We start from the raw sequence: 22,387 nt of genomic DNA on the forward strand, positions 1-22,387 counted from the left end.
CCCCCCCCCCCCCCCCCCAAAACTCAGAAAAAGCGAGCAGCGAAAGCAGGTTCCCGGCTCCTTAACAGGGTGATGATTAAACCTCAAATAAAATCTCTATATTAGTATAAGGTTTTACCATAATTTTAAAAAAATGACAGACTATTTTGGCTTTTTTGTAAAATTGATCGTGATCGCTGTCGTTATAACGATCGCTACAATTCTTTTTGTCCCATTAAAAAAATACAGAATAGCAAAGATATTACTGTTTATTATGGCCGGGATTTTATTTATCATTGGTGCGGGAGGATGCTTTTTGATGACCATCTCTAATGTAGGATCTTACAGGTATTAATATTTTCCCAATAAAAAACATTATTTTTGCACATCAGACGTAAAAATTATGGCAAAGCAAGAAGATGTTTTCAAGAAAGTGATTTCTCACGCTAAAGAATATGGTTTTATTTTCCCATCAAGTGAGATCTATGATGGTTTATCCGCTGTTTATGATTATGGACAGAACGGGGCCGAACTTAAAAATAATATCAAACAATACTGGTGGAAAGCTATGGTACAGCTTAACGAAAATATTGTTGGTATTGATTCGGCGATCCTTATGCACCCTACAACATGGAAGGCATCGGGCCACGTAGACGCCTTCAACGATCCATTGATTGACAATAAAGATTCTAAGAAACGTTTCAGAGCAGACGTTTTGGTGGAAGACTACTGTGCTAAAATTGAAGATAAAGAGAATAAAGAAATCGAAAAAGCTGCGAAAAGATTCGGTGAGGCTTTCGATAAAGATCAGTTTGTTGCAACGAATCCAAAAATTTTGGAATACAGAGCAAAAAGGGAAACTATTCTTTCAAGACTGGCAAAATCTCTGGAAAATGAAGATCTTGCTGATGTAAAAGCATTGATTGAAGAGCTTGAAATTGCAGATCCTGATACAGGTTCTAGAAACTGGACGGAAGTAAGACAATTCAACCTGATGTTCGGAACAAAACTGGGTGCTTCTGCAGACTCTGCAATGGATCTTTATTTAAGACCTGAAACAGCACAGGGAATCTTTGTGAACTTCTTGAATGTACAGAAAACTTCACGTCATAAACTTCCTTTCGGTATTGCACAGATCGGTAAAGCATTCCGAAATGAGATTGTTGCAAGACAGTTTATCTTCAGAATGCGTGAATTCGAACAGATGGAAATGCAGTTCTTTGTAGCTCCGGGAACGGAACTAGAATTCTACGAGAAGTGGAAGCAAAAGCGTCTGAACTGGCACTTAGCTCTAGGTCTAGGAAACGACAACTACAGATTCCATGACCATGAGAAATTGGCTCACTATGCGAATGCTGCTGCTGATATTGAATTTAACTTCCCATTCGGATTTAAGGAACTGGAAGGAATCCACTCAAGAACGGATTTCGATTTAAAAGCGCATGAAGAATTCTCTGGAAGAAAGCTTCAGTTCTTCGATCCTGAAAGAAATGAAAACTATGTTCCTTATGTAGTGGAAACTTCAGTAGGTTTAGACCGATTATTCCTTTCAATTTTCTCACATTGTCTAAGAGATGAAGTATTGGAAGATGGTTCTGAGAGAACTGTTTTATCTTTACCTCCAGCGATTGCTCCCATCAAAGCAGCTATTCTTCCTTTGATGAAGAAAGATGGTTTGGCAGAGTATGCAGAAACAATCTTCAACGATCTGAAATATGATTTCAACCTATTCTACGAAGAAAAAGATGCGATTGGAAAACGTTACAGAAGACAGGATGCCATCGGTACTCCTTATTGTATCACTGTAGACCACGACTCTCTTGTAGATCATACAGTAACCATCAGAGACAGAGACACGATGCAGCAGGAAAGAGTTCCTGTTTCAGAGTTGAGAAGAATCATTGATGAGAAAACCAACTTCAGAAATTTACTTTCTAAATTATAATGTAAAAGCCCTGTTCGCAGGGCTTTTTTATTTTTATCAACATATGGGTTAATTTATTATTTTTATCCCTCAAATTTTAACCATGAAAAAAATAACACTCATAATGTTTGGAGTGATCCAGACATTGGCATTTGCCCAAACCCAGGATTTAACGACACTAGCTGCCGGGGATCATGTGGGAATGAATGCTCTATTCGATGATAAAGACAATCTTTACGGTTACGTTTCTCTATATTCTTACGGAAAATCCGGTGATAAGACCAAAAAATTTGAATACGTTGTATTAGACAAGAACCTCAACCCCGTTGCCAACAAAGAGTTTGAAGGAGATATCACCGCAGCATCTTACGTAGGATATGTTGATTTTAAAGGGCAGATTATCTTAAACCCTTCCATGATGGATTATTCTCTGGTCAAAAGCAGAGAAGTATTTACTCCGGTTTCTATGGTAATCGATCCAAAAACCAATTCTATTACCCGAAAAATATATTATGACTATCTGGAAAATGGGACTTTCAAAGAGATCAATGAACCTAAGAGCTGGAAAGAACAGCGCAAGGAAAACCGTGATGAGAAAAAAGACAAAGGGTACAACTACGTTTCTGCTGTAGGAGAATTGAAAGAAGGGGGTTACTTTGCTGTTGAATACAAAGATTATGGAAAGTATGAGAACAGCAACAGCCTTATAAAGTTTGATCCAAACAAAAAGGAGGTTTGGAGATACAAATACAATACAGACGGAAGCAAGAAAATTTATACCACTTTATCTGTTCTGGAAAGAGACGAAAACTACATGTACTGCATCATGAAAAAAGTCAATGAGAAGCAGAAAACATTCAGTCTTCTGGTTCTTGATATGAAAACAGGAAAAGAAACTTCCAATAAGCCAGTTACCGGATTATCAGATGACACCATAGACAATATTGAATCCTTCTACTCTAATTACAGAAAGATTGATAATGATAAAACCTTTGATGATAAAGTAGTTCTATTGGGAAGAAACTATGACAGTTCTGAATCTGTAGGATTTGCTAGAATGGTCCTAAACAAAACCGACTTTTCAGTAGATACCAAAGCGATTAATTATGAACCTAATATTTCTGCTTTTCTTCCAAAACTCAATAGAAATGGGATGGTAGAAAGCGGCTATATGCTTCAGACTAAGGACATGTATTTTATGAATGACGGAAGTGTAGGGATTCTATCTGAAAAATATAAACCGGCAGGACAATATTCGGCTCCTAAAACCACTGATCTTGTGTACATCTACACCGATAAAGATTTCAAAGTAAAAAATGTTCAGGTTTTCGAAAAGGAAAAATCAAAATGGGTAAACAGTGATTATCTGTTCTCACAATACCTCAACGGAGGAAAAGATGTGGTATTTTTCTATCGTGACTACCTGAAAGATGAAGTGACAAGGCAAAAAAGATGGAATTTATTCATCAATACTATTATTGACGGGAAATTCAAACAGGAAACTGTTCCTATTTCTGAAAAAGACAATTATACAGTAACTCCCTATGTAGGAAAAGAAGGCTATATCCTTCTTCGTGAGTATAATGAGAAAGAAAAATTTAATAAGATCCGTTTGGAGAAATTAAATTACTAATATAAAAAAGAACCCTGAATTTTCATCAGGGTTCTTTCTTTTATGTTTTGGCTAAAGCCCGTTCCTATTGATTCCTTAATTATTTTCAATTTACTTTTGCCAATGTCTCATTCGTCTGATAAAAGTCTGCAATATTCTTTATTTCATCCAAACTCAGGTTCCACATAAAATTCAGGAACTGCTGATAACTTTCACTTTGATTTTTGGATTCTATCCTATCCAGATACCGGTTTAGGTTGTAGTTTTTTCTCGCTTCATATATTTTGGAAAAACATCTTCCTAACCAGCTTTTATAATATTTTTCCTCCTCTTCATCCTGTAAAAACTGCATGGCGGTATAAATTCCCAGTCCGTAATCTTCTGAGTGGAAATAATTGGGTAAAATCTCCATTCTTGCTGCTTTCTTTAATGTTATAAACAGATCTGAAGGCTTATCCGGGGCAATAGGAGTTTTAAGTTCCGCAAATGTTTTCTTAAGCATCTCAATTCTTCTGGACACTTCAGGATGAGAAGCCAGAGAATCTTTATTCAGCTTTTCTTTGTAGAAATTATAATTGTACAGTGAAAAATCCTCCTTCTTCATCCACTTTTCATTGAAAACCTGTTTGGGAAGATTAAAAAGTTTTTTATACGTTTCTACCTTCAATTCTCTGGGTGAAATCGTATCAAAATCCTGCAGCCTCTGAAGAGCATTCACAAATTCTGCTTTCTTAAAATCGCTGTTTTTAAAAATGACATAGCCCAAAGAATCTGCCTGCATTTCACTCTGTCTCCTCTCCACGCTTTTTTTATACACGGTATTTTTTACAATATCAAAGGCTTTTTGATTCTGGCTCTGACTTTGGCTCGCCGTGGTTGATTTTATATTCTCAACCAGTACTTTATCCAGCTTTTCCTGTTCTATAATTTTTAAAAAGGTTTTCAGGGAATGTTCTTCTATTTTATGTCCCAGCTCATGAGAAATCACGGCAGCAATCTGCTCCTCATTGTTGAGCCAGCTGTAAAGCCCCATATTGATTACAAAAGTGCCGTCAGCAAGACAATAAGCATTGGGGGTATTGTCTTTTGCAATCAGAATTTTCAGATCCTGAGGAATTTTAGGATTATTCTTTTTAAGACGCTGAATCATAGAGTGTATACTGGTTTCAAATTCAGATTTAAAGATAAAATCCTTATTTTTCACCTGCTTTTCAAAGTCAGTTCCAAATTCTTTGTAAATTTTAGAGAGTTGAGAACCTGTTTTGCCGGAATATTGGGACCTTAATTTCTTTACAGTCGCTTCATTATTTGCTTCAAAATTATTTAAAAATGCTTTTCTCTGTAGGTAATCTGCAGTATCTATTGGCTTATAAATCTGTGACATTCCCATAATAGAAAATAGGAAGCAACCCAATACAATTAGTTTTCTGGTCATAGTTTTCATCAATAAGAGCAAAAATAACTTATTTGATGATTCATTTTAATTTTTATAGCCAAATTATTCTAAATTTGTTAGAGACCCATTCATGAAAAAATGAGAATATTAAAGTATATGATAGGCGGAGCTGTAGCAGGTGCCGCAGCAGCTTATTTTCTGGGATATGATTATTTATTTAGTGGTATCTCCAAAACCTATCTTAAAGGAAAATCAAGTGCCTATATTGATGACGGAAATCTTTTCCCTAGCAATCCTATTGCTACAGAAGAACCCCGGTTGTGGGAAGAAGATCCTGATTATAACAAAAAAGAATTACCGAAACATTTAGTTGAAAACTTAAAACACTCCAAAACAGCATCTTTTGTAGTGATACGGAATGGGAAAATTCTTCATGAGCAATATTGGGACGGATACAACCAACTGTCACAAACCAATTCTTTTTCTATGGCAAAGGCAGTCACTGTCATGCTTTTGGGAAAAGCACTGGAAGAAGGTATTATTCCCTCTATTGATGAAAAGTTCTCTGATTTTTATCCTGAATTTAAAAATAAGCCATTAGGAAACCAGGTTACCCTTAAAAACTTAGCTCAAATGGAAGCCGGACTGGACTGGAATGAAAATTACAACAATCCTTTTTTTCCTAATGCCAAAGCCTATTACGGAAAGAGCCTTGTAAAAGCCGTATTCCCAAGAAATTTTAAAGAAGAACCTGGAACCCGATTTGAATATCAAAGCGGCTCTACACAGCTTCTTGGTTTTGCCCTTAGAAAAGCAATCGATAAGTCATTGGCTGGATATTTATCAGAAAAATTCTGGGTTCCCTTGGGAATGGAACAAAATGCAAAATGGAGTACAGACGATTATGGAATGGAAAAAACCTATTGCTGTATTCATTCCAATGCAAGAGATTTTGCCAAACTGGGACAATTATTTCTGGATGATGGAAAAGTTGGGGATCAGCAAATTCTTAATGCTGATTTTATTGAACAGATGAGAACTCCGACAGAAAAATCCGAAAACATTTATGGAATGGGACTTTGGATCAATCATGATAATCCAATCAAACATTATTATTTTCTGGGGCTTCAGGGACAGTATATTATTATGATTCCGGAACACCAAATGGTGATTGTAAAAACAGGAAGCTACTCCAACAACCCTAAAAATGACAGAGGAAGACCTGACCAGGTTAAATTCTTTGTGAATGAAATTGTATCTTTATTCCAATAAAAATGATGGAAAAATACAGCTCAAAAATAGATGCTTATATTGAAAAATCACAGGATTTTGCCAAACCAATACTGCATTATATCCGTGAAACCGTCCATGAGTTCTGTCCGGAAGCAGAGGAAACCATGAAATGGAGTTTCCCTCACTTTATCTACAAAGGGAAAAATCTTTGTGCTATGGCTTCTTTTAAACAGCACTGTACTTTTGGGTTCTGGCTGGAAAAAGAAATGAAAACCATGCAGGAAATCACTCAGGATATTGAAAAAAACTCAATGTTCAGCTTAGGGAAAATCACTATGCTCGAAGACCTTCCTTCCAAACCTCAGCTTAAAAAAGCCATTAAAGAAGCCATGGAACTTACGGATATGGGGGTTACCATGAAGAAAGCGGCCCCTTCCAAAACGGAAATGGAAGTTCCGGATTATTTTCAATCAGCTTTAGATGCTCAACCAAAGGCTCTGGAAGTTTTTGAAAAAGCTTCACCATCATTCAGAAAAGAATATATCTCCTGGATTGTTGATGCTAAAACAGAAGTGACCAGAGATAAGAGGATGGAACAGTTTTTGGAATGGATTTCTGAGGGTAAGGGGAGAAACTGGAAGTATGAGAGAAAATAAAAAAAGTTTCTGAATTGAAAATAATTCTTAATGAAACCTAAAGTTCGCTTCCGGCAAGGTATTCTTTTTCAGGAAGGCTTCATATTCGGGAGACAGTTTTGCTCGACCAAAGGTATTTTCTCCGCTCATGCTTCCAAGACGTACTTTATCCTTTCCGAATTTTCTGTTCATGGCATCCATCGCTTTCATCACAGGAAGATGCTGATTTTGTATATCTTCTTCGAAAAGGCCGATCTGTCTCTGATCTTCAGGAACAAAGTCATTGACCATAACTCCGGCCCTTTTATAATGAAATCCTTCTCTATAAACGGCCTCAAAAAGTTCATTGACCACTCTTCCGATTAAGATGGATGAATTGGTAGGATTGGAAAGAATCCGGGTCATGGCATTCCTGTATTCCGGAAGATCTTTTCTGAAGCGGTTGGTCTGTACAAAAACAGTGATCATTTTACAACAGGTATTCTGCTTTCTCAATCTTTCTGAGCAATACATTCCAAAAGTTTCCACCCTTTCTCTTACTTCCCCTTTCTTAGTAAGCATCTGCATAAAGCTTCGGGTAACCGCGATGGATTTTTTAGGAGAAGGAGCATCCAGTTCCAGCTGGCGGATTCCTTTCAGTTCATGGATCATCCTTACTCCATGAATTCCCATCGTTTTTCTGACCCACATTTCGGGTTTCTGAAGAAGATCCCAGGCTTTATAGACGCCATTGTCATTCATTTTAATGGCAAGCCTTCTTCCAATTCCCCATACATCTCCTATATTGAGCCATTTTAATGCCTTTTCAATTTTTTCGGGAGTATCTAAGATGTAAACTCCGTTAAAGTTATCAGGAAAATCCTTTACAATTCTGTTCGCCACTTTGCATAAGGTCTTGGTAGGCGCAATTCCTATACTCACGGGAATATTTTCTTTGTGGAGAATCTCTTCTCTGATTTTGAGGCAGTATTCATGCATATCAATATATTTAAAACCCGTTAAATCAAGAAAAAGCTCGTCAATACTGTATACTTCATGATCAATAACGTAGGATTTGGCTATATTGATGACCTGTTGGCTTTTATAATTATACAATTCAAATTTAGCGGAAAAGCTCTTCACATCATGTTTCTGAAAAAGCTCTTTATATTTGAATGCCGGAGCTGCCATAGGAATTCCCAGGTCTTTTGCTTCTTTACTCCGGGATACAACACAACCATCGTTGTTGGAAAGAACCACAACGGGTTTACCCTCAAGCGCAGGATCTAAAGTCCTTTCACAGGAAACAAAAAAGTTGTTACAATCTACCAGAGCGTACATGACAAGTGTATAAGAAATATCTATACAAAATTATAGTTTTTAAAGAATAAAATAATCTTTTAGACTATAATTAACATCATATTTAACAATCTGAAAAACAAATAAATAAAATTTTAAACACGACACGTTTTGTCGTATTAGTGCTTTAATTTTGTTTTCAAAAACATTATTATTTAATAGCTATTCTGCAGATTAAATCATTTTTAACCGCTCTTCTTCAAGGTCAATCTGATAAAGCTGATGACGAATGATACTTTCATCAATTGAAATATCCTTATTGAGTTCTGCAAGAAACTTTCTCTGGCTTTCTAACATCTCAAAAAAGACACCTTTCGTTTTTTCATTCATCCATTCCGTGCCATCGGACTGTATTTTTTCTTCCCAATGTTTCAGTATTCGCTCTATTCCGGCATGGCTGCTCAGTTCGCTTTCATGCTTATTTTTAAGAAAATGATAAACATGCTGCTTCAGTTTTTGTTTTATTTCTTCTCTGGCCTGTTTGTCTTTCTCTTCATCTGTAAAATCATCAAATACATGTCCATATCTGATAATGTACGGCAGCGTAAGTCCCTGCACCAGTAATGTAAGTAAAATCACAACAAAAGTAATGAAGAGGATTAGGTTTCTGTTGGGAAAAGGAAGTCCATTCTCAAGGGTGATCGGAATGGCCAATGCAGCAGCTAATGAAACAACACCTCTCATCCCCGTCCATCCAAGGATAAGCGGCATCAGCAAACGCCTCCTCGCAGAAGATGCACGTGGTGCTACACTGGGCCGAAAAATCAAAGTAGCCAGCATGGCAGCGTATGCACTTATTATTCTGGCGGCAATGAGAATACCCGTTACCAAAACTCCATACTGGATGGCAAGCCTCAAAGGAACTCCCTCTGACCGCAATCCGCCAACAATTTCGGGAAGCTCAAGCCCAATAATTAAAAATACAATCCCGTTCAGAATAAATACAAAGCTTTCCCATACACTGTAGCCCCTTATACGACTGCTGCTGTTTAAAAATATCATCCTTTTGGCAGACATATACAAACCTCCACAAACGACCGCTAAAACCCCGGAACAATGAAACTGCTCTGCCACCCAATACATGAGATAAGGTTCAATAAGAGTCAATGCAATATCTGATGAGGGTTCTGTAGGAAGTCGCTTGTGAGCTTGTACAAAAATCCAGGCGAGCAGCAAGCCAATTCCAGCCCCTCCGATAATCATCCACAAAAAGTCTAAGGAAGCTTCCTGCCATACAAATTGTCCGGTTCCTACGGCAATCAAAGCAAAACGGAATATAATAAGTGAGGAAGCATCATTGAGTAAGCTTTCTCCTTCCAGAATAGCGGATGTAGTGGTTGGTATTTTTACAAATTTCATAATAGCTCCTGTACTTACTGCATCAGGAGGAGACACTATTCCTCCCAGCAAGAACCCTAAAGCAATCGTAAATCCTGGAATAAAATAATTAGCGGCTACCGCCACTGCCAGCGCTGTAAAAAAAACAACCAGAAAGGCAAAGCTTCCAATAATACGCCACCATCTTTTCATCTCTTTAAAGGAAATAGACCATGCTGCTTCAAATAATAAAGGAGGTAAAAAAATAAAAAATATAAGATCCGGATTGATCTTTACAACTGGTAAACCAGGTATAAAAGAAACAAAAAGTCCGAATACAACAAGTAAAATCGGATAAGCAATTTTTAATCTGGCAGCCCACATGTTTAGCAGTACGATGGCTGCTACCATAGCCAGTAAAAAAGGTAAGATGGTATGCATTTGATATTGTGTTTTTGTCCATCATATTTACTACTTCTATTTGATTTTTAAAAATTTAAAAGCAATTTTTTTCTTGTTTTTTTTATGCTTGCAGATTAATTTGATGCCATCAGTCTATTTTCATATTCCCTTTTTATCTCAGGTTAAATATTGTAGAATTTTAAATAAAACACGTCAAGTTTCGTCGCTTCTGTTCTATACTTTTGTATCATAACAATAAGAAATATGGACAAAGTAACCTTAGAACGAATTCAGAAACTTCACCCGTTGGTAAGAGATGAAGTGAAGCAGATTATAAAGGAATGTGATGAAGCACTTACCGGAAGAGCCAAGATACGAATCACTCAAGGGTTAAGATCTTTTGAAGAACAGGAAAAGCTTTATGCCATCGGAAGAATTACATCAGGAAAAAAGGTGACCAATGCCAAAGCAGGACAAAGCATTCACAATTATGGCCTTGCTGTGGATATCTGCCTGATGATAGACGGAAAAACCGCAAGCTGGGATACCGTAAAAGACTGGGATAATGACAAAGTTGCGGATTGGTACGAGTGTGTAAAGATTTTTGCCCGCCATGGCTGGGATTGGGGTGGAAACTGGAAAACTTTCAAGGACCTTCCCCACTTCGAAAAGAAAAACATTCCTTCCCAAAAAGGCCTTGTAAAAACCAGCTGGAGGACACTGTTGAAGATGCCCAGAGACAAGCAGAATTATGTTGTTTTTTAGTGATTATTTATTTGAAAATAATTAAAACACGACAAGTTCTGTCGCTTCCCCAGCCTACCTTTGCTTTATAAGAAAACAACGAAAAAAGCAATGAAATCTAAGCATGGAACCTTACTATTTTTCTGATAAATCAATAGGTTCTGCAAATTTAAGATTGCATGTGTCCTTTTAACAAACCATTAAAAATATCACATGAAAAAGACAACTATTCTTTCTTTGGACGGAGGTGGAATAAGGGGAATCATCACCTGCATTATTCTGCGTTACATAGAAGAGCAGCTCCAGTATTATGATAAACCGGCTGCCAAGCTCGGAGATTATTTTGATCTGGTAGCAGGCAGCAGCACCGGCGGTCTGATTGCTTCTATTATTCTATCTCCTGATGAAACCCGAAAAGCAAAATATTCTATTCAGAAAGGATTGGAATTATATGCTGAAAAGGGCGGCGACATCTTCCAGGTTTCTTTTTGGGAAAAACTGGTCAATCCATTCGGATTATTGAATGAAAAAATTTCCCAGGAAGCGCTTGAAAAAAACTTAAATGATTTTTTTGGAAATTTAGAATTAAAAGAATTAATAAAACCATGTTTGATAACAAGTTATGACATTGAAAACAGAAGGGCAAAACTTTTCAACTCATGGAAAGCCAACCTCAGCACAGATAACTTCTATGTAAAGGATATCTGCAGGGCAACTTCCGCAGCTCCCACCTATTTCAGCCCTGTGCAGATCAAATCGATGTATGGACAGATTTTCAGCCTGATTGATGGAGGGATGTTTGCCAATAATCCGTCGCTTTGTGCCTATGCCGAAGCAAGAAAAATTCCTTTTGCAGAGGTTTTGAAAAATCATCAGAAAGCCAATCATCCGAGTGTAAACGATATGATCATTGTTTCTATCGGAACCGGAATTGAAGCCAGACCTTATCCTTTTAAAAGACTTGAAAAATCCGGAAAAATAGGCTGGGTAAGTCCAATTATTGACATTCTGATGTCTGCGAATGCCGAAACAGTAGATTATCAGTTGGAGCAAATGTTTCAGACTTTAGGTCTCCGAAATCAAAAGAACTATTACCGCCTGAATCCTTCATTGAAAAATGCCTCTCCGGCAATGGATAATGTAAGAAGGTCTAATATTGAGAATCTGATACAAGCCGGATTAAGCTATATTGATGATAACAGAGAAACATTGAATCTGATTGTTCAAAAACTCATCAAAAATAAAATATAATCTTATAACCTTATAATAGGTCAATATAAGCTCTAAAGATTATATTAAAAATGTAGAAAATCTTTTTTTAACACGTCAAGTTTTGTCGTTTCGCACCATTATCTTTGGAGTATCAAAAAGACACAAAACAACAATCAATAAAAACTTTTAAAAGCCATTGAATTCAACATTCACCTATGCTGAACAGCCTGAAGTATGTTCAAAATATAACCAACACCCTATAACACAAAACATAGAAACACCCCATCACAATATACTCTTCGATGAAGATCTCTATACCATAGAATGGAGCGATATCGAAAATACTGAGATGGATTACGAAAACTATCTCAATGACATTGAAAATTTCTTCAGAGGAGACTGTGAAGAAGACCAACTTGAAGAAGATACATTTTAAATAAAAATTTAAAACACGACAAGTTCTGACGCTGTCCGACATTACCTTTGAAATCTTTCTAATACGCGTACAGCAGTTTCATTAAACATTCTCAACACCTTTGAATTCACCATTCACAAAAATGCTGGACAGCCAGAACTATGTCTGAAAATTTCTAAAAAAACAACAAATAATGAATCTGAAAATCAAGAGTAAAGGTGGATATCTTTTGTCTGAAACCACCTAAAAAAATAAGACTACAACCTGAGACCTATCTATTAAAAAGAAGTTTCAACATTTTAACTCAATTAATAAAATACCTAACAAAATTACAAAATGAGTAATACTGAAAACAAAATCGCTGGTTCTTCAGCTGACAACACCCCATCACAAACACTTTTCAGATTTGTAAGCTTAAGAAGCCCGCAACTCCCTGATGAAGAAAAGGAAAACAAAAAGTTCATCACCATTCCGGATAGCTTAAAAAGTGATGATTCTTTCTACAAACCCGTGGCTTCAAACAATGGCTCTAAGCAAAGAGTATTAAAAGAAAGAGCCCAACTGTATAAACAAAACAGTAATTTCATTCCAGATACTCAAACTTTGAAACAAGTTTATACAATAGTATATGATTATGCACTATGGCTTGCTAAAAACAAAAACACATGTTCTTATAATCAATTCAATGAGAAAAAGAATCAGGTAAAATTTTCCCCTTCTTATGCATTCCCTAATCTTATCAATTTATGGAATAACTTAATTTATCAGATTGCTACTCAAAAAGACTTTTATGTTAAAGAAGGATTGATGCAGGTTTTATTGGCTGCTCATACTCTTGACCCTAAAAACTCAGCCCCAGTCGGAGATGAATACAAAGATCTATTATCTGCAAGAGTTGTAATTCCCAGAGAACTGATGCTGGATACTCCGGATGCTAATCCAATTGGTCTTGCATCCAAAATGGCAGAAAGGGAATCAGGAGAAATTACCGCTCCTTCTGCTTACATGGAAAAGCAGCAAAAGATTCAGGAAGCGAAGGCCTTACTTAGCAGATATGAAGTTTTAGCAAAAGAGATCTCTCTTATTGAAACAGGATATAATAAAGAGTATGCACAGGAGTATAAAAGAAGTGAAGAAGAGCACAATGAAAAAAATCAATCCATCATTGATGAATATTATGTTCGTTTAGAAGAAGCTAGAAGAAAATACTGTGAGATCAGAAAACCTGACCAGCCCTATAACCCTGCAGACCCTTGTCACCAGCCGGAAGCAATTCCTTATCCGAAACTTCCTAAATTCGAATTTCCATTCCGTCCTGAAATTGAGGCGAGAACACTTGTCAATGCATTGAAACCAAACAGTATTGATACCGTTTTATCTCTTTTAGACTATGATTTTTCAGAACCGGTTAAAGCAAAAATGGACAATGTAGGGACTATCGATAATCTACTGGCTGGCAGGAATACTTTCTCTGAAGTAAAAGATATTATTTCAAATGCAACGGAAAGAGCCAACAAGCTTATCCTGGATAACATCACAGATAATTCGGAATCCTATACCAGTATTGGTGGAATCCTTCTTCCTGTTTCCAGAGTAGAAACCATTCCTTTTACTTATCAGTTATGTCCGAAACTTATAATGAGACTCACCTCTCTGGATTTATCTATTGATGTACCTGATGCCTCCTGGAATGTAGCCAGCATGAACTATACTTTTTACACCAATGCAGGCCCTATTTCGGGAACTTATTTTGAAAAAAGCCGCGTAGGAAATAAGATCTTTTTGAGTAAACTATTAGCATCTGCAACTACAGACGGGGTATACATCCCTCAGACTGAGAACTTCACAATGGATGTAAAGATCACCTTTACGAATGGTAAAGTAACGGCTTTCAATCCAAGGATCATCACGATGAAATCCTGCTACACGTCGGCTTTTGAATTTGTAAATGAAATTAAGGACCCTATCGAAGAGCCGGATGATGCTTACATTCCTTCAGGATTTGGATTCAAACAAATTGGGATTGCAGATTATCTTAAGGTAGAGCAAACTACTCATGCTTATGTAGAAGGAGAAGTCGCTCACATTGAAAATGTAATGGCTCGTGAATATCGCGAAAAAGCAACAAGAAGGCTAAGAAGAAGCGAAAATACAACCACGACCTCTTCAGATACTGAGAGAGAGAAACTTACCGATACAACAACTGCTACCAGATTTGAAATGCAGACTGAAATTGCCAAAATGATGCAGGAATCAAGGGATACCAATGTACAGGCACATTTTGATGCAAGCTGGAAAACAGGAACAGGAGCAATGGCAGCTACCATCAACACAGGAGTGGCGGGAGGATATGCCAGTCATTCTTCCAAAGAAGAAAGTACAAGACAGGCACTTACCCAAGCACAAGATGTTACAGCAAGAGCATTAGACAGAGTGGTGACTAAAGTTCATGAGGAAAGGATCGAAAAAATCATTGAGGAGTTTGAAGAAAACAACAAACATGGCTTTGATAATACGAAAGGAGACAAGCATGTTGTCGGTGTTTTCCGTTGGGTTGACAAACTAATGAAAAACCAGATCTATAATTATGGAAAACGTCTGATGTTTGAATTTATGATTCCTCAGCCGGCTAAACTTCATACATTGGGTATGACTCTGGATAATTCAGCAACAAAAAGTGATCTCGTAAAACCTGAAGATCCGAGAAAAGCAAGCTATTTACCTTTGGAAAATTATGCTTCTTTAAGTAATGAAGCTGCATTAAAATATTGGGTAAGTAAATACAATGCTGAAATTGACGAAAGACCTTCCGAGTATTTTGGTATCAGTAAATCATTCAGTGGACGCGATGGAAATTTTGGAGGAAAAGATGATGATAAAGTTCAGATCGTCAATGGAAATGGAGAAGTAGAAGTTCCTGAAGGATATTTATTAAAAACGGTTGATTATACGTTCCAGACTTATCCACATAGCTTCAAAGGAGCACACCAGGCCTTCATGACCATTGGAGGGCAAGGTACTTATTGGATTAGTTCACCCAACAGCACACAGGTAAGTGGAACAACTACAACACTGAATATCAAAAACAAACTTGAATTTAGTTTCGCTACCGGAGAAAGCCCGATTATGCAGGGAACTCTAAAACTGAACTTAGAATTAACTTCTGAATCAAGAAATGCATGGTTCCAAAAAACATTCAAAGCTATTATAGACAGCTACGAAAAAGCATTAGCAATTTACGAACAGAAGATAGCTGAAGAAAAAGCTACTGGTATTCAGATTAAAGGTTCAAACCCAGGATTCTACCGTCAGATTGAAAATACGGTTCTTCGTAAAAACTGTATCTCTTATATGATCAACAGATCTGCCAATTCTACCCATGGATATGGTATGGCAGGCTTAACCACAGGAAGTACTTTTATGGATTATGAAACAGACCTGTCTTCAAATCTGGATAAATATACTGCCTTCCTTAAGTTCATGGAACAGGCTTTTGAATGGGAAAATCTTTCTTATTATCTGTATCCTTATTATTGGGCTAACAAAACAGAATGGAGTAAACTTTACCAGTCAGAAGATGTAGATCCTTTATTCAGAGCATTCTTACAAAGTGGTATGGCAAGAGTGGTTGCAACCGTTCGTCCAGGATTTGAAGATGCTGTCCAGTTCTATATGGCAACAGGAAAAATCTGGAGTGGTGGAGAAGTTCCTGTCATTGGTGATAAGCTTTACTTGTCTATTGTAGATGAAATGAAGCAGCCAAAAGGAGAAAAACAAGGAAAAGCCTGGATTACGAGACTTCCTACTCCATTAAATATTCTTCAGGCAGAAAGCATCGGCTTAAAAGTAGGGCACGCTTTGCCTTTCACAGCTGAAGATCCTAACGATTTTGAAGTTCCGGGAGAGGTTATCACTGAAAGCAATTTCGTGAAAGATAATTCTTTAATGGGAACTAAATCAAGTATTAAGCAGATCCAGTTTTCACTAAAACAATTAGACAGTACGGCGTCTTATAAGACCATTGGTGATCTTGATGATGCAGGTGAGTTCCCCAGAAAATATGAATGTATGGGACAAACCATTGAAATTGTAAGAGATGCAAAATGGTCTAAAACAGATTCTCTGGTAAAGCTTTATGGTGATTTGGCTGGTGCTCTTTCCAGAATAGAGGGTATTGAAGCCTTTGCCAATACAGAAAACGGAGTTACCATTCGAGTGGATATAGACAAAATCAAAAATTTCAAATTTGTAAAACCTCCATACACCGAAGACGCTGATACACTAAGTTTCACAACAGACGGTATAGCTTACATAAAATTTGCGAATGACAATTTTACAGGTTCTTCAAACAGACTTTTTGACAAAGACAACAAGTCAATTGATTTCCAGGACTATACTGAAAAAATTGCTCTGTCTAGATTTTTAATTTAATTCTTTAAAAACATAAAACCATGAGCCGAGTAAAACTCGAGGCTATTTGGCAGCACGATCAAGTGCTGCCTTATATCCTCACGACCTTAAAGGATAGGATTGATGATATAACTGCTGTGGAAAAGATCTTTCTTTTCGGAAGCAGAGGCCGGGTTCCCTTTGATGAATGGGATACTTTGGAAGGAAAAGACTGGGATGTTTTGGTTCAGGCTAAATGTAAACTTAAAAATGCTTATGCATTGATTGATCAAGATTACTATTTGGATCTTCTCGTTCTAGATGAACAAACAATAAAAGAGCATTATTCCAACAATAAACTTGCGATGATTTTTCCAGAAAATAAACTCATCAATAAGTAACTATCCTTTGAATAGAATAATCAATTAAGGGCGAGGGATAAAACCCTTGTCTTTTTTAACCTAAAAATCACAAAATGAGTTTAGAGATATTAAACAATAAAGGGAGCAGTGATCTATCCATGTCTAACCTACTTTCAGAAGAGAACATTCATAATGGATTATTTGAACAAAATTTATTCAACAATAAAAAAAATACTTTTGAGGAAATAAGTACCTTTAAAAATAGTCCTTTTGGACAATATTGGGAAAAGCAATTACCTTCTTGGGCTATTGCAGATTATGGCCCAGCAAGAATTTTAAATGAATCCAATTTCAGTATTATAGATCTTTCCAAAAAATTTAATTATTCAGCATCAGCACTTTACAACAACACAATTAGCGAGGATTGGGGGGACATAAAGTTTAAAGTCTACGCCAATCCTGACGGTCAGGAAGTTTTAAAACAATATGCGAATCCAGAAGTAAAACCGGATAATAATGAAATTATATTTTTTATTGAAACCGATGATGGAAAATTTGATTTTGGAAAAATTGTCCGGGTAAAACTAGGAGCGGAAGCAATAAAAAAACTTTACTTTCAATATCCTTTTTTCGGGCAAACAGACGAGGAGGAATTAGCAGAAGAATTTCTAAAACGTCCCTTTGAAGTAAAAAACAATCCAAATCTTGAATTTGTCCAGGCTAGCAAAGAAGTAAAACTTGATACAAAAGAACTAAAAGATCTTTTAGTAAAAGCTATCAAATATGATTTTAATCAAAAGAAATTTGATGATATGTCATGGTTTTTACTCTTTTTACAAGGAGACAAATATTTAGGCTTAAATATTCCTAAAAAGATTCTGGAATTTTCTCATTGGATGAGGACCAAAAAATATGAAGAAGAAAAATACTGGAATGCTTTATTGAATAAAGGATTTACTCCTGCTTTTTTGCCTAATGGTATCGTTCCTCAAAACAGAAAAGAAATACAGGAATCTATAAAAAATAAGTTTAAGCAACAGATTGATAGCATTTCAAAATTCAATCAAAACGATGCAGTCGTAGAAAAAATATTTAAGGAAATTCTGAATAATGTTTTATTATATTTGTTTGAAAAATTTTCTTCTTTATTAGATGATGGGCTAAAAAAATTAGATGAAATTTTACCCGAAGGAGAAATGCTTAACGAGATTTACAATCTCAATGCTTTTTTAGTAGGTCTTTGGAATGGATGTTTAGAATTTGTAGCTGGGCTTATAGATTTAGTCTCTTTAGTCATGATTATCGCAAGAGATGGTATTGGCTTTGTACTTACTGATGCACTGGGGGAAGCTTTTGAAAATCTTTTAAATGAGCTTGTTTTTAACTTTGAAAATTTCATAAAGAAGCTTTGGACAAAACTTGTTATAGCATTAAAAGAATTCCCTGATTGGTATTTAAAGTACGGTACCAACCAATATTATTGGTATAAAAAGTTGGGTGAACTTACTCCTGATATACTTTTTATTCTTGTTCCTGCTTTGAAAGCTGGCCGAGCAGCAAAAGCCGCTGAGGAAGCTTCTATACTAAAAAAAGCAGCTACGTCAGCCGAAAAAGATTTAGTAGCAGAACAAGAGTATCAAAAATACTTGGATGGTTATTATGAAGCATTAAGAAATCAATCTGATGATTTTGCTAAAAAGTTAGAAGAAAAAACAGCTGAAAAAGAAACAAAAGAAATTTTTGAAAATTTAGAAGAAGAACTTGAAGAGCAAATTCCAAAACAAAGTGAGATTTATAAAAGTAGATTTAAAATAAAATATGAAAATAATGTTAGAAAATATTTTTATCAAGATGTTGAGATTGGAAGTGCAGCCATTTCAAATGGTGGCTACCTTTCTTTTGATATTAATATTCCTAGAAATTTTCAAAAACAAAGACTTGGCACTGAAATTATTGAAGAATCCATTGAATTTTTTGAAAAACAAGGGAGTTCAGTAAAAGGAATTCAAGCAAGATGGTTATCTGCTGCAAAATATGAAGGAGGAGCTTCTACAAACTTAAAATCATTTTCATTTGATTATTTGGAAAATAATTTATCTAAAGAAGTTGCAGCATTTAATACACCTACTGGAAAAATTGCCAAAAAGAATGGGTTTACAAAAGTATCTATTGATGATTGGGATGTTTTAGATCTCGGAGGTAATAGACCCGCTGAAATATATTGGATTGAACTAAAATTTAAAAAACCATAAAATGAAAAAACTATATACATACGATAATAAAAGAATCACTATTTGCAATGATTTTGAATTCAAATTCAAAGATTTTTTACTTTATTTAAAAAATAATGACAAAAAAACATATTCACTTCTGATGGGTAATTCAGATTTTAATATAAGTAGAAAAACGTTCTTAGAAGATTTTAAAGATTTTTTAGAAAAATGGTTAAAAGAAACCTTTGATCTAAAACAGTCTTTATCTATTAATAGCTTGGAAAACATTTTTAACAATATTAAAATGACTGATAATAAATATGGAGAATTTTTTTCATATTACAACCTTTATAAAAAGTTAGTTGAATCAAAAGATGCCACATTATTTTTCTATGATTCTCAATCAAAAACCCCTCACGAACATTTTAAAAAATATGCTGATTAGTTTTTAACTAAACTTCCAACAAAAAAATAAAACACGACACCTTTTGTCGCATTAAGCACATATATTTGTCTTACAAAACTTTACTATGAAGAAAGACTTTTATCTGACAAGATATGCCTTAATAATTAAAAGATTAGAAAGTTCTCCGGCTACCTATTCTCAGCTGGAGGACTATCTTTTAAACTCTTTTGAATTTCAGGATGCAGAAATCAAGAGCTACTCTATCCGTACCTTGCAGAGGGATATCCGTGAGATTTCTGACCTTTTCAATCTTTCTATTCACAACAAGAAAAAGGGGGACAACCGATATTATATTGAGAGCCGCCCGATCATGGAAGTGGATGAATACAACCAAAAACTATTGGAATCTTTTCAGGTGAGCAACGCCATGAATACCCATCCCAATTTTTCCGATTTTATCTTTTTCGAAAGCAGGAAGCCTACTGGTGTGGAAAATTTTTATGACCTCTTTTTTGCCATCCGAAATAAAAGGGTTGTGACTTTTGAGCACTACAATTACAAAAACAAACTAATGACCTCCAGAAAGGTTCATCCTTTGGCATTAAAAGAATCCAAAGACAGATGGTACCTCATCGCTATTGATACAAAAGATAAAATTTTAAAATCATTCGGTCTTGATAGAATCAATTACTTGGATGTGGCTAAAAATCAGTTCAGGGAGAAGTATAAATATAACTTCAGAGAGCATTTCAAAAATGCTTTTGGAGTGATGAATCTGGCAGAACAGAAACCCCAAAATATTGTATTGAGATGCAGCCGCCATCAGGGAGAATATATCAGAAGCTTTCCTCTTCATCAATCACAGAAGGAAACCAAAGAAACTCCGGAAGAGATCTATTTTGAGTTCTTTCTTCACCCCACCTACGACTTTATGCAGGAGATTCTTTCTTTTGGAAAAGAAGTAACAGTTCTGGAACCTAAAGCTTTAGTTGATGACATCCGCAATCATCTGCAGGAATCTTTAAACCGTTATCTTGAAAGCTGAGAATAAGAAACACATCTCATATTTTTTGTTATATTTACATAAATATACCCTTATTGAAAACTTTATTCATTGGCATCAGCTGTTTTATTTCTTCTTTTTTACTGTCACAGCAGAAAGAAGAATTTAAGCTTGTAAAAAATTATTACAACCAGCACAGAAATATGCTGAATAAAGAATTCAAGAAAAAATTTGATGCAGAATCCAATACCGTAAAAAAAATTGAAATAAAAGGAGACTTTCTCTATTTCATGAAAAAAATGGACAGCATTGAAAACAATGCACTGATTGGAGCTTTATTAAGGGTTAGAAACCTGGAAGACCTCAACACGATCAAGAGCCCCAAACTCATCTCATCTGAAAAGTTTCCAGATGCAGAAAAGGTTGCCGATTATCCCGGCGGACTCAATTCTTTGAGACAGGAAGTCGCCAATCTTCTGTACATTGACGGGGTATATTCTGAAGAAAAAATGGTAAAAACAGATGTTGCTTTTATTGTAGAAAAAGATGGAACCATCAGCAATGTTCATGCTCAGGGTGATAATTTCACTTTCAACAGACAGGCTGAAATTGCATTATATTCTCTGGCAGAAAAGTTTTCCCCTGCCATGATAAAAGGGGATCCGGCAATCTATCGTTTTACTCTTCCTTTAACTTTAACCATGACAGATTAAATGTTTACTGACGAATATTACATGAAAATGGCACTGCAGGAAGCAGAGGCCGCTTTAGAAAAAGATGAGGTTCCTATTGGATGTGTAGTGGTTTCTAATAACCGCGTTATTGCAAGAGCTCACAACCTTACGGAAACATTGAATGATGTCACAGCCCATGCAGAAATGCAGGCCATCACCTCAGCAGCTAATTTCCTTGGAGGAAAATATTTAAAGGACTGTACGCTGTATGTGACGATGGAACCTTGTGTCATGTGCTCAGGAGCCCTTTCCTGGTCTCAGATCTCAAAAGTGGTGATTGGAGCAAGGGATGAGCAAAGAGGATTTATTAATAAGCATCTTTCTCTACACCCGAAAACAGAGATTATCACTGGTATTATGGAAGCTGAGTGCTCTTCTATCGTAAAAGATTTTTTTAAAAGCAAAAGATAGACTTTTAATCATAGCATAAAAAAGCAGAGAATATTTTTCAATATTCTCTGCTTTTGTTTTTATAATGTCTGGAATGGTAAAAAAACTTTTTCGGAATCAGTCTTTGAAAATAGAATATCTCACAATATCAAAATATTCACCATTTTTTTTCATTTCCTGTTTTAAAATAGCTTCCTGCTCCATTCCTATCTTTTCCATAATTCTTCCGGAAGCAGGGTTATGAAGAAAATGAGTGGCGAAAATTTTATTGAACTCCAGATCCTTAAAACCAAAATCCACTATCGCTTTTGCCGCTTCAGTCACATATCCTTTATTCCAGTAAGGAATTCCGATCCAATAGCCCAGCTCTGCTTTATCATCATCCCTGTCATGAAGCCCGATAGCTCCTATAATTTGACCTTCTTTATTCCGGATAGCAAACGTATAACCGGTATGGTCATCAAAAACTTCTTTTGACATTTTCACCCAGGATATGGCATCACTTTCAGTATAGGGATAAGGAATATTGGAGGTAAGGTCAGAAAAAATTCTATGCTGAAGATATTCAACGATGAAAGGAATATCCTTCTCTTCCAATTGGGAGAGAATCAATCTTTCGGTTTCTAGTACGGGAAATTTTTTCATTATATTAAATAGTAAAGCTGAGGTTCAAGCTAAGCAGC

General features: G+C 35.9%; 19 protein-coding genes. 15 read left to right on the top strand and 4 right to left on the bottom strand.

Translation table 11 applies throughout. The features are described 5' to 3' along the window. The first annotated feature begins 133 nt into the window (after positions 1-133). The 3 genes from AC07UM_RS11490 (at position 134) to AC07UM_RS11500 (ending at position 3,536) form a co-directional block, all read left to right on the top strand. Positions 134-334, top strand: a complete 201-nt coding sequence (locus tag AC07UM_RS11490; protein ID WP_494683377.1) for a hypothetical protein — start codon at positions 134-136, stop codon at positions 332-334. A 48-nt stretch (positions 335-382) separates the two neighbouring features. Then, on the top strand, positions 383-1,924 hold the full coding sequence (locus AC07UM_RS11495) for a glycine--tRNA ligase (protein ID WP_494683376.1): 1,542 nt from the start codon (positions 383-385) through the stop codon (positions 1,922-1,924). 82 nt (positions 1,925-2,006) lie between these two features. Beyond that, positions 2,007-3,536, top strand: a complete 1,530-nt coding sequence (locus AC07UM_RS11500; RefSeq protein WP_494683375.1) for a hypothetical protein — start codon at positions 2,007-2,009, stop codon at positions 3,534-3,536. Between the two features lie 85 nt (positions 3,537-3,621). On the opposite strand, the gene AC07UM_RS11505 is transcribed toward AC07UM_RS11500, so the two are convergent. Continuing rightward, positions 3,622-4,950 (bottom strand): M48 family metalloprotease, encoded by a 1,329-nt coding sequence (locus AC07UM_RS11505; RefSeq protein ID WP_494683374.1) that lies wholly within the window; start codon positions 4,948-4,950, stop codon positions 3,622-3,624. A 99-nt stretch (positions 4,951-5,049) separates the two neighbouring features. On the opposite strand from AC07UM_RS11505, the gene AC07UM_RS11510 reads away from it, so the two are divergent. Both AC07UM_RS11510 and AC07UM_RS11515 read left to right on the top strand, forming a co-directional pair. Beyond that, positions 5,050-6,183, top strand: a complete 1,134-nt coding sequence (locus AC07UM_RS11510) for a serine hydrolase domain-containing protein (protein ID WP_494683373.1) — start codon at positions 5,050-5,052, stop codon at positions 6,181-6,183. Positions 6,184-6,185: 2 nt separating this feature from the next. Continuing rightward, positions 6,186-6,800 carry a YdeI/OmpD-associated family protein gene (locus AC07UM_RS11515; protein WP_494683372.1) on the top strand — a complete coding sequence of 205 codons (615 nt, stop codon included), beginning with the start codon at positions 6,186-6,188 and terminating at the stop codon, positions 6,798-6,800. Between the two features lie 27 nt (positions 6,801-6,827). Here the strand turns inward: AC07UM_RS11515 and AC07UM_RS11520 are convergent, their stop codons facing one another. Continuing rightward, positions 6,828-8,099: a Y-family DNA polymerase gene (locus tag AC07UM_RS11520; protein ID WP_494683371.1), complete on the bottom strand. Its 1,272-nt coding sequence runs from the start codon at positions 8,097-8,099 to the stop codon at positions 6,828-6,830. A gap of 192 nt (positions 8,100-8,291) precedes the next feature. Then, positions 8,292-9,875, bottom strand: coding sequence for a Na+/H+ antiporter (locus AC07UM_RS11525; RefSeq protein WP_494683370.1), 1,584 nt, complete (start codon positions 9,873-9,875; stop codon positions 8,292-8,294). A gap of 225 nt (positions 9,876-10,100) precedes the next feature. Between AC07UM_RS11525 and AC07UM_RS11530 the strand changes: the two genes are divergently transcribed. From AC07UM_RS11530 to AC07UM_RS11575, 10 genes are all read left to right on the top strand, one after another. After that, positions 10,101-10,601, top strand: coding sequence for a M15 family metallopeptidase (locus AC07UM_RS11530; protein ID WP_494683369.1), 501 nt, complete (start codon positions 10,101-10,103; stop codon positions 10,599-10,601). Positions 10,602-10,793: 192 nt separating this feature from the next. Further along, positions 10,794-11,831 carry a patatin-like phospholipase family protein gene (locus AC07UM_RS11535; protein WP_494683368.1) on the top strand — a complete coding sequence of 346 codons (1,038 nt, stop codon included), beginning with the start codon at positions 10,794-10,796 and terminating at the stop codon, positions 11,829-11,831. A 157-nt stretch (positions 11,832-11,988) separates the two neighbouring features. After that, positions 11,989-12,228 (top strand): hypothetical protein, encoded by a 240-nt coding sequence (locus AC07UM_RS11540; RefSeq protein ID WP_494683367.1) that lies wholly within the window; start codon positions 11,989-11,991, stop codon positions 12,226-12,228. Positions 12,229-12,543: 315 nt separating this feature from the next. Continuing rightward, positions 12,544-16,638, top strand: a complete 4,095-nt coding sequence (locus tag AC07UM_RS11545; protein ID WP_494683366.1) for a hypothetical protein — start codon at positions 12,544-12,546, stop codon at positions 16,636-16,638. A gap of 20 nt (positions 16,639-16,658) precedes the next feature. Beyond that, positions 16,659-16,997, top strand: coding sequence for a hypothetical protein (locus tag AC07UM_RS11550; RefSeq protein ID WP_494683365.1), 339 nt, complete (start codon positions 16,659-16,661; stop codon positions 16,995-16,997). 74 nt (positions 16,998-17,071) lie between these two features. Beyond that, positions 17,072-19,210, top strand: a complete 2,139-nt coding sequence (locus AC07UM_RS11555) for a hypothetical protein (RefSeq protein ID WP_494683364.1) — start codon at positions 17,072-17,074, stop codon at positions 19,208-19,210. Between the two features lies 1 nt (position 19,211). Continuing rightward, the gene (locus AC07UM_RS11560) at positions 19,212-19,616 is read left to right on the top strand and encodes a hypothetical protein (protein WP_494683363.1); all 405 of its coding nucleotides are present in this window, start codon (positions 19,212-19,214) and stop codon (positions 19,614-19,616) included. 85 nt (positions 19,617-19,701) lie between these two features. Then, positions 19,702-20,622 (top strand): helix-turn-helix transcriptional regulator, encoded by a 921-nt coding sequence (locus AC07UM_RS11565; RefSeq protein WP_494683362.1) that lies wholly within the window; start codon positions 19,702-19,704, stop codon positions 20,620-20,622. A 53-nt stretch (positions 20,623-20,675) separates the two neighbouring features. Next, a complete protein-coding gene (locus tag AC07UM_RS11570) occupies positions 20,676-21,293 on the top strand; it encodes a hypothetical protein (protein WP_494683361.1) in 618 nt (205 codons plus the stop codon). Next, a complete protein-coding gene (locus tag AC07UM_RS11575; RefSeq protein ID WP_494683360.1) occupies positions 21,294-21,725 on the top strand; it encodes a nucleoside deaminase in 432 nt (143 codons plus the stop codon). 96 nt (positions 21,726-21,821) lie between these two features. On the opposite strand, the gene AC07UM_RS11580 is transcribed toward AC07UM_RS11575, so the two are convergent. Continuing rightward, entirely contained in the window at positions 21,822-22,349 is a 528-nt protein-coding gene (locus AC07UM_RS11580) for a GNAT family N-acetyltransferase (protein ID WP_494683359.1), read from the bottom strand. Between the last annotated feature and the right edge of the window lie 38 nt (positions 22,350-22,387).

It is taken from the genome of Chryseobacterium sp. GW821-FHT04C04 (assembly GCF_059420365.1).

Coding starts and splice junctions, on each gene's coding strand:
- AC07UM_RS11495 (WP_494683376.1), top strand. CDS start 383: ATGGCAAAGCAAGAAGATGTTTTCAAGAAAGTGATTTCTCACGCTAAA.
- AC07UM_RS11505 (WP_494683374.1), bottom strand. CDS start 4,950: ATGACCAGAAAACTAATTGTATTGGGTTGCTTCCTATTTTCTATTATG.
- AC07UM_RS11575 (WP_494683360.1), top strand. CDS start 21,294: ATGTTTACTGACGAATATTACATGAAAATGGCACTGCAGGAAGCAGAG.
- AC07UM_RS11580 (WP_494683359.1), bottom strand. CDS start 22,349: ATGAAAAAATTTCCCGTACTAGAAACCGAAAGATTGATTCTCTCCCAA.
- AC07UM_RS11490 (WP_494683377.1), top strand. CDS start 134: ATGACAGACTATTTTGGCTTTTTTGTAAAATTGATCGTGATCGCTGTC.
- AC07UM_RS11550 (WP_494683365.1), top strand. CDS start 16,659: ATGAGCCGAGTAAAACTCGAGGCTATTTGGCAGCACGATCAAGTGCTG.
- AC07UM_RS11555 (WP_494683364.1), top strand. CDS start 17,072: ATGAGTTTAGAGATATTAAACAATAAAGGGAGCAGTGATCTATCCATG.
- AC07UM_RS11530 (WP_494683369.1), top strand. CDS start 10,101: ATGGACAAAGTAACCTTAGAACGAATTCAGAAACTTCACCCGTTGGTA.
- AC07UM_RS11515 (WP_494683372.1), top strand. CDS start 6,186: ATGATGGAAAAATACAGCTCAAAAATAGATGCTTATATTGAAAAATCA.
- AC07UM_RS11525 (WP_494683370.1), bottom strand. CDS start 9,875: ATGCATACCATCTTACCTTTTTTACTGGCTATGGTAGCAGCCATCGTA.
- AC07UM_RS11535 (WP_494683368.1), top strand. CDS start 10,794: ATGAAAAAGACAACTATTCTTTCTTTGGACGGAGGTGGAATAAGGGGA.
- AC07UM_RS11510 (WP_494683373.1), top strand. CDS start 5,050: ATGAGAATATTAAAGTATATGATAGGCGGAGCTGTAGCAGGTGCCGCA.
- AC07UM_RS11520 (WP_494683371.1), bottom strand. CDS start 8,099: ATGTACGCTCTGGTAGATTGTAACAACTTTTTTGTTTCCTGTGAAAGG.
- AC07UM_RS11500 (WP_494683375.1), top strand. CDS start 2,007: ATGAAAAAAATAACACTCATAATGTTTGGAGTGATCCAGACATTGGCA.
- AC07UM_RS11545 (WP_494683366.1), top strand. CDS start 12,544: ATGAGTAATACTGAAAACAAAATCGCTGGTTCTTCAGCTGACAACACC.
- AC07UM_RS11560 (WP_494683363.1), top strand. CDS start 19,212: ATGAAAAAACTATATACATACGATAATAAAAGAATCACTATTTGCAAT.
- AC07UM_RS11565 (WP_494683362.1), top strand. CDS start 19,702: ATGAAGAAAGACTTTTATCTGACAAGATATGCCTTAATAATTAAAAGA.